Origin of the sequence: Pseudorhodoferax sp. Leaf265, from assembly GCF_001422365.1 — a bacterium.
Lineage (GTDB): Bacteria > Pseudomonadota > Gammaproteobacteria > Burkholderiales > Burkholderiaceae_C > Pseudorhodoferax.
This window is the reverse complement of the sequence record NZ_LMMT01000036.1, coordinates 99470-112076: the sequence shown is the minus strand read 5'-3', so window position 1 is coordinate 112076 and position 12607 is coordinate 99470. Positions and strand designations below refer to the sequence as shown.

Genomic DNA, 12607 nt, shown 5'->3' with positions numbered 1-12607 from the left:
GCGCTCTGCTTGTCCAACCTGGTGTTTACCCTGTGTCTTCCGCTGCCTGCACCACCTGTTCCTCTACTGCCGGCGCACCGCCGGCGCCCACCCAGGCCCATTGGCCGGCCGTCGCCGCGCTGGCGCTGGGCGTGTTCGGCCTGGTCACGGCCGAGTTCCTGCCGGCCAGCCTGCTCACGGCCATGGCGGCCGACCTGCACGTCAGCGAGGGCACGGCCGGCCAGACCGTGACGGCCACCGCCCTGGTCGCGGCTGTGGCCGCGCCCAGCCTGCCGCTGCTCACGCGCAACCTGGACCGCCGCGCCGTGATGCTGGCGCTCACCGTGCTGCTGGTGCTGTCCAACGGCCTGGCCGTGGCCGCCACCAGCCTGCCGGCGCTGCTGGTGGCGCGCGTGCTGCTGGGCGTGGCGCTGGGCGGCTTCTGGTCGATGTCGGGCGCATTGGCGCTGCGGCTGGTGCCGACCGACCGTTTTGCGCGTGCCATGGCGCTGATCCTGACCGGCGTGTCGGTGGCCACGGTCTGCGCCGCGCCCATCGGCGCCTGGATGGGCGAGCAATGGGGCTGGCGCAGCGCCTTCTGGGCCGCCGGCGGCGTGAGCCTCGTGACGCTGGTGTTCCAGCTCGCCACGCTGCCCCCACTGCCGCCACGCGACCGGCCCGACCTGCGCGTGCTGGCCGAGCTGCTCACGCGGCCCGACGTGCGCGTGGCGCTGCTGGCCGTGCTGCTCGTGATCTCGGGCCATTTCGCGGGCTTCACCTACATCCGCCCGCTCATGGAGAACGTGACGCACCTGTCGGTCGGCGCCATCACGGGCGTGCTGCTGGGCTACGGCATCGGCGGCTTCTTCGGCAACCTGGTCGGCGGCGCCATCGCCGAGCGCAGCGAGCGCCGCGCCATCGTGGCCGGCGGCAGCCTGGTCGCGCTGCTGGCCGGCGTGCTGCTGCTGGGCGCCTCCTCGGTGGCCGTCACGGCCGTGGCCGTGGTGCTCTGGGGTTTCGCCTTCGGCGCGTTCCCGGTGGGCTTCCAGACCTGGATCGTGCGTGCTGCGCCCGACCAGGCCGAAGGTGCGGGCGGGCTGCTGGTCGCGGCCTTCCAGGTCGCGATCGCCAGTGGCGCCATCGGCGGCGGCCTGCTGGTCGACCATGTGGGCGCGCACGGCGGGCCGCTGTTCGCGCTGGGCTCGGTCACGCTGGGGGCGCTGCTGGTCTGGCGGTACGGGCCGCGGCCGGCCCAGGCCTGAGCCATGTGCTGCGCCGAGAATGCGGCGCATGCGGCCCCTGCGATTCCTTGCCCTGACCCGGCGCCACCCCTCCGCCATCCTGCTGCTCGTGCAGCTGGCCGGCCTTGTGCTCTATCCGCTGCTGGAAGGCACACGGGCTGGCCCGCTGGCGCTGGGCACGCTCGGCATCCTCGTGCTGATCGTCACCACGCACATGGTGCGCAGCACGCCGGGGCTGACCTGGCTCAGCGTGGGCATCGCGCTGCCGGCCATTGCGCTGCTGGTGCTGCAGGCGGCCTTCGACATGCACTGGCTGCTGCCCTGGTCGGCGGCACTGGAGGCGGTGTTCTATTTCTACGCCGCGGGCAGCCTGATCGCCTACATGCTGGGCGACCTGCGCGCCACCACCGACGAACTGTTCGCCGCGGGCGCCACCTTCACGCTGCTGGCCTGGGCCTTCGCCCATGTGTTCGTGGTGCTGCAGGCGCTGCAACCCGCAAGCTTCCTGGCGGCCGTCGATGCGCAGGCGCCGCGCAGCTGGACGGAGCTGCTGTTCCTGAGCTTCGCGCTGCTGTCGTCCACCGGCATCGGTGACGTGATCCCGGTGCGGCCCGTGGCCCGCGCCATGGCCAGCCTGGAGATGTTCGCGGGCGTGATCTACCTGGCGGCCGTGGTGTCGCGGCTGATCGGGCTCACACTGCAGAAGCGCTGAACGTCAGCCTACGCGGGCCAGCTGCGCCTGCGTCCAGCGCACGATGTCGGCCGCGCCCATCGCGCCGGCCTGGCGCGCGATCTCGCGGCCGCCGCGGAACAGCGCCAGCGTCGGGATGCTGCGGATGTTGAAGCGCGCGCCCAGCGCCTGTTCGGCTTCGGTGTCCAGCTTGGCCAGTTGCACATGCGGCTGCAGCTGGGCGGCGGCCTGCTCGAAGGCCGGCGCCATCTGCCGGCAGGGCCCGCACCAGGGCGCCCAGAAGTCCACCAGCACCGGGATGTCGCTGCGGCCGATGTGGCGGTCGAAGCTGGCGCCGTCCAGCGCCACCGAATGGCCGGTGAACAGCGGCTGGTGGCACTTGCCGCAGTCCGGCGCCTTGGCCAGGTCGGCCAAGGCGACGCGGTTGGTGGTGTGGCAGTGCGGGCAGACGAGGTGCAGCGGCGTGGTCATGGATTCAGCTGCGGGGCGGCCGGGCGGATTTCAAGCCGCGCATGCCACCGGGGCGGGCGAAGTGGCTATGGCGCCGTGGCACGCCTCAGACTTGGAATTCCGGGCCGTTGGCGTCGGTCTTGATGGTCCACGTGCCGCCCGAACTGAAGGAGCGCGAAGAGGCAAACGTGTCTTCCATGAAGAGGAAGTAGACGATCTTGCCGTTCTTGACCTTTGCATGGACCGAGAACGGCGACGTGAACGACTTTCCCCGCGCGTTGGAGCGGTAGGTGAACGAGCCGAATACCGCGACGTTCTCGCCAGCGCCGAATAGATCAAAGATTTTGAAGTCCTCGATCGTCCAGAGCTTGGCCACGCCAGTGAACGTGGTGATGTAGGCCTGACGTCCCTTCTGCGTGCCAGTCCACGGCAGGACCTTCTTCAATTCTGGATTGTCGAAGTTGAGCGAGATATAGGTGGCGTCTTCCGCCACGAGGCGGTTTGTCGCTGCTTCAATCTTCTCCGGCGCCGTGTTCTGTAAAAACTCCGCGACGATCCGCGTGGCAGCGGTGCTGCTGGCAGCGGGTGCAGCCTCGGCATGATCACCCAAAACCACGGCTGCAGCGCCAGCGGCACCCGCGGCGATAAAGTTGCGGCGGTCAGCCGGATTCGAATCGTATTGATTGGGGACAGTCATCGTTCCACCTCTTGAATAATGGGCATCAGCTAAGTCGGAGCGCGTCCATAGGGCGGGCAGACGCCGGTTGCCGCCCGAACGTGCGTTCCAAGTCCCGACGGCCAACGTCGCTTCCCAAAATTCTTCCTGGGAACCAGGAACAAGTCACTGTCTGCATTTGCCCAGTACAGTCGGTTTTCGCCCATTCCAGCGCAGTGCCTGGGCATGCTTCAGAGCGTCCGATGGGTGATATGGAGGGGTTGGCACAGTGCATGCGTACCAGCCTTCTGCGTCATTCCGCGGGCCACGTCACAATGGATGAAGTGCGAAAGAACATGGCCGGTGCCGCGGTCCAAGCACCGACCCGCGCAGGCGGCAGAACCCATGAGAGATCTGGAACATGTCTTTCGCCTGGTTCGGCCAGCCCGACCATTCACCCAGTCCGTCGTCTCGGCTCATTCGACATTCCTGACCGAACAGTTCATCCACAATGCAGACCTCTGTAGATCTACCGGAAAATGTTCTGAATTTGAGCAGCGCATCGAGAACATGGCATGGCGCGACAGTCATTCACGCAAAATTCATTTGTTCAGGCAGGGTGATGTATGAAGTTCCCCATCACGAGGAATCCCGGCTAGGGTTGATTCTCGAAGAGGTCGGTGCCCATCGTTCGGAACCTCGACTGGATCGAGGCGTTCCCTGTCCTGTCGACTACAAACCTCTGCAGCTCAACTTCGTTCCTGCAGGAATGAGCATCTGGGGATACAGTGGCGACATTCGATTCGCCAGAGATGTCAGGCTGTGTTTCGACGTCAGCAAGCTGCGCGAGCAGTGTCATTTGCCGTCCGGCGGAAATCTGACCGACGGTCCAGTACTTCGTTTCACCGACGAGCGACTCGCGACGGTGATGAAATTGCTGTCCGATGTCGTAGAGGATCCCGACCCCTCTGTGCAACTTTACGGCGATGCCCTGGTCACGGCCCTGGCGACACGGCTGCTCAGCCGGGCCAAGCACGCACCCAAGCGAGAATCGAAGCTGTCGCCGCTTCAGTTGAGAGACGCCATTTCGTTTCTGGAAGCGAATATGCCGCATCGCGTTGAACTGGCCACCTTGGCCTCGCTTGCGGGTTTATCCCCGTCGTACTACAGTCGCGCCTTCAAGGCGACGACTGGATTGGCGCCATACCAGTGGCAACTGCAAACGAGAATTCAGCAAGCCCAAGCGCTATTGCTTTTCAGAACGATGTCGCTCGAGGACATCGCGGAGGCCACGGGTTTTGCCGATGCCGTGCATTTCGCGCGGATATTCAAGAAGATTACCGGTGTCACGCCGTCATCATGGCGTAAGGACCGCGCCTCGTAAAAATTTCTCTATTCGGCGTTGCGCGGCAGGGAAGACATCAGCCGGCCTCCAGACACCCAAGCAAGGGCCTGGGGTCTTCCGTCGTGGGGCTTCGTCAGACCCCCTTGGCGACGGTTTTCCCGGCCGAGTTGAGGAGTTGAATTTCCCATGCCAGTGCGATGCCGCTGCTGCCGCCGTGCTCCAGCAGCACTTGAGACAGCGCTTGCGCAGTGACTTCCCGGGCCCAGTCGCGTTGCCATTCGCACAGCACCGCCAACCACGTCATGGGCACCGCGCCCGCTTGGACGAGCCGCCGAATGGCCATGTCGTGCGACTCGGCGGACACGCCGCCGGATGCATCGGTCACGACGAAAACTTCATAGCCCTCGCCTAGCGCCTGGATTGCCGGCATGGCAAGGCACACCTCACTCCAGAGCGCAGCAAGGATGAGTTGCTTGCGCCCGGATTTCTGAACAATGTCTGTGACCGCGGGGTCTTCCCAGGTATTGATGAACGTCCGGTTGATGGGCTTCTGATCCGGGTACACATCTTGGAGCCCTTTGTGCAAATAGCCTCCCCGCTCTTCCAATACGGTCGTGAGAATCGTCGGGACGTCGAATGCCTTTGCGCCCTTGGCCAGACCGATGACGTTGTTCACGATCATCGTTGGTTCATGGCTGTGCAGATTCGCGAACTGAAATGGCTGGTGGTCGATCAGCACAACGATGCTGTCTTCGGGGCGGAGAAGTGCCGTGAGGCCGGATTTGGTCATTCCATGTTCCTTGGTCAGGCGGGCGCGATGCAATTGGCTGGAAAGACCTGGTCGCGCGCCATCCCAGGCCTGCCCTCGCACCGGGGAACCGACCGTCGGTGCCCATGGAATGGTGCCAATGACCGCGCTGACATGCACTGTCTGACTTTGCACGAACAAGTCGGATATTGACCATTCCTCCGGTTTCGAGTGCACCAACCACGCGCGCACATTGCGTTCGGCGTGCTGTCTGGGTGCGTACAGCGCACGCCGAAGACAATTTCAGTCTGGACATGGCAGGATCAGACAGTGCGTTTCGTCAGCTGTCCGAAGATACTGGGGTCGATCTTCGCGCTCGCATGTCGACGGTTTTCATGCGATGTGAATCGTCGTGCCAAACGGGCCCGGCTGCATATTCCCGACGAAGTCCTTGAAAAATATGCCCTGTTCGAATGGCCGCATGTCGAGCGCAGTTTGGATGCTGAAGTTCGGTGTCGCCTGGCGCGGATTTTCACACCGGGTACCTGTGATGTACGGGTGCGGGACTGGATTTTTTAGTGGCCGGGGATCGCCTGGAGCAATTCCCCCGAATTGCCGAACCTGAGGACGGATATGATCAATCTCAACGGAAAATTTGCTCTCGTCACCGGAGGCTCTCGCGGCATCGGCGCCGCCATCGCGCAGGCGCTCGCACAAAATGGCGCAGATGTCGCTTTCACATACCGTAACTCCCCCGACAAGGCCCAATTGGTCATCAAGGTGATCGAAGGGCTGGGCCGCCGTGCCTTTTCCATTCAAGCCGACAATACGGATCCGGAAGCAATCGCACGTGCAGTTCGCGAAGCTGCTGGGCATCTGGGAGGCATTGATATTCTCGTTAACAGCGCGGCAATCGGCCACAACGGAAAGATTGCCGACCTCGACTTGAATGAGTACCAGGCTTTGATGGATACGAACGTGCGCGCACCTGTTCTGTTCGCAAGGGCCGTGATTCCGCACCTCAAGGCAGGCGGCCGCATCGTTTCGATTGGGTCTGGCTTGGCCGAGCGTGTGCCGTTCCCTGGCCTCACTGCCTACGCCATGACCAAGGCCGCGCTGGTGGCATTCACGCGCGGGCTGTCACGTGAACTTGGTCCCCAGGGAATTACCGTGAATATCGTTCACCCGGGTGCTACGGATACGGATGCGAATCCCGCGAGCGGCCCGGCGGCAGAGTTCCAGAAAGGAATGACTTCACTGGGACGCTTTGGTGAACCAAAGGAAATCGCCAACGCCGTCGCATTTCTTGCAAGTCCTGCCGCCAGCCTGATCACCGGCGCCTCGGTGCTCGTTGACGCTGGCGCTCTCGCTTGAAAAACACAAGCGGAAGTCGCCAGTTCCAGGGCACCTGACAAGGTTTTGCGATGCCGCTCGCTTTGTTGGCCTCCAGCAAAGCAGCCTCACCCGACAACATGCGACAACCCATTCCTAGGGGGGACCTTTGCCGAACGCGCAAGGCATGCGGCGTCGACGGTTTGAGTGAGGGCGCACAAACTGCTGATGCAGGCCGCAACTGTGTTGCTCGGCGCATCGTGGTGCGGGCTGTTACTGCGGTACCAGCCCCGACGCCTTCACCAGTTCGGCGTGCAGCCGGCTTTCGTCCGAGATGGTCCTGGCGAACTGTTCGGGCGTGGTCGGCGCCACGTCCATGCCGGCCTCGCGCAGCTGGGCCTTGACCTCCTCGTTGGCCAGGATGCCGTGGATCTGCTGGTTCAGCTGCTCGATCAGCGGGCGCGGCGTGCGGGCCGGGGCCAGCATGCCGATCCAGGTCTGGAACACCATGTTGTCGATGCCGGCCTCGCGCATGGTGGGCACGTCGGCGATCAGGGGGGAGCGCTGCTCGCTCATGATGGCCAGCGCCGTGAGCTTGCCGGCCTTGATGTGGGGCAGGGCCTCGGGCAGCGGTGCGAACAGCATGTCCACGTTGCCGCCCAAGAGGTCGTTGATGGCCAGCGCGCCGCCCTTGTAGGGGATGTGCACCATGCGCACCTTCATGCGCGTCTCGAACATCAGCGCGGCCAGGTGCTGCGGGCTGCCGTCGCCCGACGAAGCGTAGTTCACGGCCTCGGGTTTGGCCCGGGCCGCGGCCAGCACTGCCCCTGCGTTGGCGAACTTCTGCCGGTCCTTGACCACCAGCACCATGGCCTGGTTGGCCAGCTTGGTGATGGGCGCGAAGTCGGCCTCGGCGTCGTAGGGCATCTCCTTGAAGATGTGCTTGTTGGTCGTCAGGAACGAGGCCGGCGAGGCCATCAGCGTGTAGCCGTCGGGGGCGGCCTTGGCCACCAGCGGCAGGCCGATGCGGCCCGAGGCGCCGGCCCGGTTGTCCACCACGTAGGGCTGGCCGTTCAGCGCAGCCAGCTTCTGGCCGACCAGGCGCGCGATCATGTCCACGCCACCGCCGGCCGGCAGCGCCACCATGAGCTTGACGGGGTGGTCGGGGTACTTGCCCTGGGCGGCCGCCGGCAGGGCGGCGGCCAGCAGGCCGAACGTGCAGGCCAGCAGGGACAGGCGGCGGGTGATGGTCATGGCGGCAACTCCAGGGTGGGCAATGGGCGCATCCTAGGATTCGCCTGCATTGCCGTCCATCACAGCATCAGCAACGTTGCATGCGAAAAATTCGCATGGTTGCCGGGTTCATTCCGCCGCGACCTGCAGCACCAGCTTGCCGAAGTTGCCGCCCGCGAACAGCTTGTTGAGCGTCTCGGGGAACTGGTCCAGGCCCTGCACCACGTCTTCCTTGCTCTGCATGCGGCCGTCCTTGAGGTAGCCGGCCAGTTCGGCAACCGCCTGCGGGAAGCGGTCGGCGTAGTCGAACACCACCATGCCCTCCATGCGCGCGCGGTTGACGAGCAGGCTCAGGTAGTTGCGCGGGCCGGCACCCGGCATGCTGTTCGCGTTGTTGTACTGGCTGATGGCGCCGCAGACGATCACGCGGGCCTTGCGCGCGAGTTTGGCCAGCACCTGGTCGAGGATGTCGCCGCCCACGTTGTCGAAGTACACGTCCACGCCGTTCGGACAGTGCTGCTTGAGGCCTTCGCGCACGGCGCCGGGCCCGGCCTTGTAGTCGATGCAGGCGTCGAAGCCGAGCTCCTTCACCACCCAGTCGCACTTGGCGGGGCCGCCCGCGATGCCGACCGCGCGGCAGCCCTTGATCTTCGCCAGCTGCCCCACGGTCTGGCCGACCGCGCCGGCCGCGGCGGAGACCACCACGGTCTGGCCGGGCTGCGGCTGGCCGATGTCCAGCAGGCCGAAGTAGCCCGTCATGCCCGGCATGCCCAGTACGTTGAGCCACTGGCCCACGGTGCCCAGGCGCAGGTCGATCTTGACGAGGCCGGCGCGCTGGAGGGCGTCTTGCGGGATCAGCGCGTACTCCTGCACGCCCAGCGTGCCGTAGACCGTGTCGCCGACCGCGAAGGCCGGGTTCTGCGAGGCGATCACGCGGCCGACGCCGCCGGCGCGCATGACCTCGCCGATGGCCACCGGCGGGATATAGCTTTTCGCGTCGTTGAGCCAGCCGCGCATGGCCGGGTCCAGCGACAGCGAGAGCGTCTGCACCAGCACGCCCCCCTGGTCCGGCTCGGCCACGGGTTCGGTCGTGAAGTTCCAGTGCTCGCGCGTGGCGGTGGTTTCGGGGCGTTTGGCCAGGCGGACCTGGTGGTTGGCGAGGGTGGCGGTCATGCGCATGTCTCCGGTGTTGGAATGGCGCGGCATGCTAGCGCGGCTTTACCCCGGCGCGGACGATCCGCGCACCACCAGCTGTCCCTCAAGCAACACCCGCCGCGCCGGGCCGGTGTGGCCCTGCAGCCGCTCGATCAGGCAATGCGCCGCGCCTTCGCCGATGGCGTCGGTCGGCTGGGCGATGCAGGTCAGGCCGGGCCCGATCAGCGAAGCCCAGTCCGGATCGTCGAAGCCCGCGAAGCCCAGCTCGCTGCCGAACTGCCAGCCCAACTGGCGCACGGCATGGGCCACGCGCAGCGTGACCACGGCGTTACCCGCCACCACGGCCGGGCGACGCTTCCTGCCGGCGCGCTGGCGCAGCGCGACCAGGGCCGCCACGAGCGCGGCCTCGTCGCCCTCGGCGCTTTCGAACACGGTGCCCGCCATGGGGGCCTGCAGGCAGCTGCCGAAGGCGGCCGTGCGCTCGCGCCGCGTGCTGACACCGGCCACGGGCTCGGTCACGTAGAGCAGCTCCTGCCAGTTGCCGGCCTGCAAGTGGCCGCACAGCTGGGCCATGGCGCCGGCGTTGTCCAGTGCCACGAAGTCGGTCTGCATGCCGGCATGGCGCCGGTCGATCAGCACCACCGGCTTGCCCTGGGCGGCCACGGCATCGGGCACGCTGTGGCCGCGGCCCAGCGTGTTGAGGATGAAGCCATCGACCTGGTAGCCGGCCAGCGCCTCGATGGCCTCGCGTTCGCGGCCCGGCTCGTTGCCCAGGTTGAACAGCATGACCAGGTAGCCGGCCTCGCGGCAGGCGCGCTCGGCGCCGCGCAGCACGGCCACGGAGTAGGGGTTCGCGATGTCGGCCACGACCAGGCCGATCAGGCGCGAGCGGCCACGGCTCAGCGCCTGGGCCACGGGGCTGGGCGCGTAGCCGAGCTGGTCGATGGCGGCCTGCACGCGCGCGGCGATGTCCGGGCTCAGCAGGCGCTCGCGGTGGTTGAAGAAGCGCGAGACCGTGGCCTTGGAGACGCCGGCGGTGGCGGCCACGTCCGAGATGGTCGGACGGGCAGCGCTCATGCCGCGCTGGTGTCGTAGGCTGCCGTGGGCTGCTCGCCGGCCAGCACCTGCAGCAGGTTGGTCACGGCCAGCGCGGCCATGGCATGGCGGGTCTCGGCCGTGGCCGAGCCGATGTGCGGCAAAGGCGTCACACGCGGGTGCGTGCGCAGCGGCGAGTCGGCCGGCAGCGGCTCCTTGGCGAACACGTCCAGCCCCGCCGCACGCAGCGGGCCATGGTCCAGCGCGTGCAGCAGCGCGGCCTCGTCCACGGTGGCGCCACGGCCGCCGTTGACGAAGATGCTGCCGGGCTTCATCTGCGCGAACAGCTCGGCGTTGAGCATGCCGCGCGTGGTGTCCGACAACGGCAGCATGGCGACCACGAAGTCGGCGCGCGGCAGCAGTTCGGCCAGCGGCGTGTGCGTGGCCTTGCCCACGAGTTCGGGCGCTTGCACGGCCAGGTCGACCGGCCGGCGTGCGTGGTAGAGCACCTGCATGTTGAAGCCCAGCGCGGCACGGCGTGCGATGGCTTGGCCGATGCGGCCGAAGCCCAAGAGGCCCAGCGTCTTGTGGTGCACGTCCCAGCCGTACAGCTCCTCACCCACGCTCCTGGTCCAACGGCCCTCGCGCACCAGGTTGGCCAGTTCGACCATGCGCCGGCTGGTGGCCATGAGCAGGCCGAAAACGGTGTCGGCCACGGTCTCGTCGAGCACGCCGGGTGTGTGGCACAGCGTGATGCCGCGCTGGTGCAAGGCGGCCAGCGGGTAGTTGTCCACGCCGACCGAGACACTGGAGACCACGCGCAGACGCGGCGCTTGGTCCAGCAGCGCCGGCGTGATGGGGTAGCTCGCACCGATCAGGCCCTCGGCCTGCGGCAGCGCAGCCTCGAAAGCGGCCGGGTCGGCCTTGGGGTTGGCGACGGTGACCTGGTGCTGGGCCTGCAGCCGTGCCAGCTGGTCGGGCGGCAGGTTGCCGAAGACGACGACGTTCACAGCGCGGCCTCCTGCAGCTGCGCGCGCGTGGGCAAGCCCTCGGTGTCGCCGATCACCTGCACGCAGCGCGCCCCGATCCACGCGCCGCGGCGCACGGCTTCGGGCACGCTCAGGCCTTCGAGCAGGGCGCTGACCACACCGGCCGCGAAGCCGTCGCCCGCGCCCACGGTGTCGACGACCTTCTCCACCGCGAAGCCCGGCACACGACCGGTGCCCGCGACATCGCTGTCGTAGTAGGCGCCGTCGGCGCCGAGCTTGACGACGACGAGCCGGGCACCCTGGGCGCGGTAGAAGGCGGCCACGCGTTCGGGCGCGGTCTCGCCGGTCAGGATCTCGCCTTCCTCGATGCCGGGCAGCACCCAGTCGGCGCGCGCGGCGAGGCCGTTGATGGCTTGCACCATGGCGTCGCGGCTCGGCCACAGCGTGGGCCGCAGGTTGGTGTCGAATGAAATCGTGCGGCCGGCGGCGCGCGCGATCTCCATGCTGCGCACGGCTGTGGGCAGCGTGCTGGCCGAGATCGCCGGGAACACGCCCGTGGCATGCAGGTGGCGCGCGCTGCGCAGCCAGGCCTCGTCGATGTCGGCGGGCGTCATCTGGCTCGCGGCCGAGCCCTTGCGGTGGTACTCGACCGGCGGGTCGCTGCCATCCGTCACGCGGCCCTTGAACTGGAAGCCCGTTTTCTGCGCCGCGTCGCAGACCACGTGGCCGCAGTCGATGCCCTCGGCCTGCATGCTGCGCAGCAGGTAGCGGCCCATGCTGTCGGTGCCCAGGCGGCTGGCCCAGCCGACCTGGAAGCCCAGGCGCGCCAGGCCGATGGCGAAATTGGTCTCGGCACCGGCCGTGCGCTTCAGGAAGCCCGTGCAGTCCTCCAGTGGGCCGGGCTGGTCGGCGACCAGCAGCATCATGGCTTCGCCGAACACGGCGACGTCGAAGGCGGTGGGAGTGGTCATAGGATCTGCCCGAGGAACTGGCGGGTCTTTTCGTGCTGGGGATTGTCGAAGAATGCGGCGGGCGCGCCCTGTTCGACGATCTTGCCTTCGGCCATGAAGATCACGCGGTCGGCCACGCTGCGTGCGAAGCCCATCTCGTGCGTGACGCACAGCATGGTCATGCCGTCTTCGGCCAGCGTGATCATGGTGTCCAGCACCTCCTTGACCATCTCGGGATCGAGGGCAGAGGTCGGCTCGTCGAACAGCATGATCTTGGGCGCCATGCACAGCGCACGCGCGATGGCCACGCGCTGCTGCTGGCCGCCCGAGAGCTGGGCCGGGTACTTCTTCGCCTGCTCGGGGATGCGCACGCGCGTGAGGTACTGCATGGCCACCTCTTCGGCCTGGGCTTGCGTCATGCCGCGCGAGCGCATCGGCGCCAGCGTGCAGTTCTCCAGGATGGTCAGGTGCGGGAACAGGTTGAACTGCTGGAACACCATGCCGACCTCGGCCCGCACGCGGTCTACGTTCTTGCCGCCCGCGGTCAGCTCGATGCCGTCCACGGTGATCTTGCCCTGCTGCACGGTCTCGAGCCGGTTGATGCAGCGGATCAGCGTGGACTTGCCCGAGCCCGAGGGGCCGCAGACCACGATGCGCTCGCCGGCGCGCACCGACAGGTCGATGCCGGTCAGCACCTGGAACTGGCCGTACCACTTGTTGACGCCGGCCATCTCGATGATGGGGGCGCCGAGGGTGTGTTGCTGCTTGGTGTTCACGTTGGGTGGTCTGGTTGGTGGGGCGAGA

The 12607-nt window shown here is 66.9% G+C and carries 13 protein-coding genes; 4 read left to right on the top strand and 9 right to left on the bottom strand.

The genetic code is table 11. From position 1 onward, the window contains the following. Positions 1-32 precede the first annotated feature (32 nt). Positions 33-1241, top strand: coding sequence for an MFS transporter (locus ASF45_RS24080; protein ID WP_056669113.1), 1209 nt, complete (start codon positions 33-35; stop codon positions 1239-1241). Positions 1242-1269: 28 nt separating this feature from the next. Next, positions 1270-1932, top strand: coding sequence for an ion channel (locus ASF45_RS24075; protein WP_056669986.1), 663 nt, complete (start codon positions 1270-1272; stop codon positions 1930-1932). Positions 1933-1935: 3 nt separating this feature from the next. Here the strand turns inward: ASF45_RS24075 and trxC are convergent, their stop codons facing one another. Continuing rightward, entirely contained in the window at positions 1936-2382 is a 447-nt protein-coding gene (gene trxC / locus ASF45_RS24070; RefSeq protein ID WP_056669111.1) for a thioredoxin TrxC, read from the bottom strand. Positions 2383-2467: 85 nt separating this feature from the next. Further along, positions 2468-3058: a nuclear transport factor 2 family protein gene (locus ASF45_RS24065; RefSeq protein ID WP_082551247.1), complete on the bottom strand. Its 591-nt coding sequence runs from the start codon at positions 3056-3058 to the stop codon at positions 2468-2470. A 469-nt stretch (positions 3059-3527) separates the two neighbouring features. On the opposite strand from ASF45_RS24065, the gene ASF45_RS24060 reads away from it, so the two are divergent. After that, positions 3528-4400, top strand: a complete 873-nt coding sequence (locus tag ASF45_RS24060) for a helix-turn-helix domain-containing protein (RefSeq protein WP_063887774.1) — start codon at positions 3528-3530, stop codon at positions 4398-4400. A 94-nt stretch (positions 4401-4494) separates the two neighbouring features. Here ASF45_RS24060 and ASF45_RS24055 read toward each other — a convergent pair whose 3' ends face one another. After that, positions 4495-5151, bottom strand: coding sequence for a hydrolase (locus ASF45_RS24055; RefSeq protein WP_056669105.1), 657 nt, complete (start codon positions 5149-5151; stop codon positions 4495-4497). A 591-nt stretch (positions 5152-5742) separates the two neighbouring features. Between ASF45_RS24055 and ASF45_RS34780 the strand changes: the two genes are divergently transcribed. Next, the gene (locus ASF45_RS34780; protein ID WP_082551246.1) at positions 5743-6483 is read left to right on the top strand and encodes an SDR family NAD(P)-dependent oxidoreductase; all 741 of its coding nucleotides are present in this window, start codon (positions 5743-5745) and stop codon (positions 6481-6483) included. Between the two features lie 231 nt (positions 6484-6714). On the opposite strand, the gene ASF45_RS24050 is transcribed toward ASF45_RS34780, so the two are convergent. The 6 genes from ASF45_RS24050 to ASF45_RS24025 all read right to left on the bottom strand — a co-directional run bounded on the left by ASF45_RS24050 (position 6715) and on the right by ASF45_RS24025 (position 12534). Next, positions 6715-7695: a tripartite tricarboxylate transporter substrate binding protein gene (locus tag ASF45_RS24050; protein ID WP_056669102.1), complete on the bottom strand. Its 981-nt coding sequence runs from the start codon at positions 7693-7695 to the stop codon at positions 6715-6717. A 108-nt stretch (positions 7696-7803) separates the two neighbouring features. Then, a complete protein-coding gene (locus ASF45_RS24045) occupies positions 7804-8847 on the bottom strand; it encodes an NADP-dependent oxidoreductase (protein ID WP_056669980.1) in 1044 nt (347 codons plus the stop codon). Positions 8848-8892: 45 nt separating this feature from the next. Beyond that, positions 8893-9906, bottom strand: a complete 1014-nt coding sequence (locus tag ASF45_RS24040; RefSeq protein ID WP_056669099.1) for a LacI family DNA-binding transcriptional regulator — start codon at positions 9904-9906, stop codon at positions 8893-8895. Then, positions 9903-10874, bottom strand: a complete 972-nt coding sequence (locus ASF45_RS24035) for a D-glycerate dehydrogenase (protein ID WP_056669096.1) — start codon at positions 10872-10874, stop codon at positions 9903-9905. The genes ASF45_RS24040 and ASF45_RS24035 overlap by 4 nt, the downstream gene beginning before the upstream one ends. Next, a complete protein-coding gene (locus tag ASF45_RS24030; RefSeq protein ID WP_056669092.1) occupies positions 10871-11824 on the bottom strand; it encodes a sugar kinase in 954 nt (317 codons plus the stop codon). Before ASF45_RS24030 ends, ASF45_RS24035 begins: the two co-directional genes overlap by 4 nt. After that, on the bottom strand, positions 11821-12534 hold the full coding sequence (locus tag ASF45_RS24025; protein WP_056669977.1) for an amino acid ABC transporter ATP-binding protein: 714 nt from the start codon (positions 12532-12534) through the stop codon (positions 11821-11823). The genes ASF45_RS24030 and ASF45_RS24025 overlap by 4 nt, the downstream gene beginning before the upstream one ends. Positions 12535-12607: the final 73 nt, after the last annotated feature.

Coding starts and splice junctions, on each gene's coding strand:
- ASF45_RS24055 (WP_056669105.1), bottom strand. CDS start 5,151: ATGACCAAATCCGGCCTCACGGCACTTCTCCGCCCCGAAGACAGCATC.
- ASF45_RS24025 (WP_056669977.1), bottom strand. CDS start 12,534: ATGGCCGGCGTCAACAAGTGGTACGGCCAGTTCCAGGTGCTGACCGGC.
- ASF45_RS24065 (WP_082551247.1), bottom strand. CDS start 3,058: ATGACTGTCCCCAATCAATACGATTCGAATCCGGCTGACCGCCGCAAC.
- ASF45_RS24050 (WP_056669102.1), bottom strand. CDS start 7,695: ATGACCATCACCCGCCGCCTGTCCCTGCTGGCCTGCACGTTCGGCCTG.
- ASF45_RS24030 (WP_056669092.1), bottom strand. CDS start 11,824: ATGACCACTCCCACCGCCTTCGACGTCGCCGTGTTCGGCGAAGCCATG.
- ASF45_RS24075 (WP_056669986.1), top strand. CDS start 1,270: ATGCGGCCCCTGCGATTCCTTGCCCTGACCCGGCGCCACCCCTCCGCC.
- trxC (WP_056669111.1), bottom strand. CDS start 2,382: ATGACCACGCCGCTGCACCTCGTCTGCCCGCACTGCCACACCACCAAC.
- ASF45_RS34780 (WP_082551246.1), top strand. CDS start 5,743: ATGATCAATCTCAACGGAAAATTTGCTCTCGTCACCGGAGGCTCTCGC.
- ASF45_RS24060 (WP_063887774.1), top strand. CDS start 3,528: ATGCAGACCTCTGTAGATCTACCGGAAAATGTTCTGAATTTGAGCAGC.
- ASF45_RS24045 (WP_056669980.1), bottom strand. CDS start 8,847: ATGACCGCCACCCTCGCCAACCACCAGGTCCGCCTGGCCAAACGCCCC.
- ASF45_RS24040 (WP_056669099.1), bottom strand. CDS start 9,906: ATGAGCGCTGCCCGTCCGACCATCTCGGACGTGGCCGCCACCGCCGGC.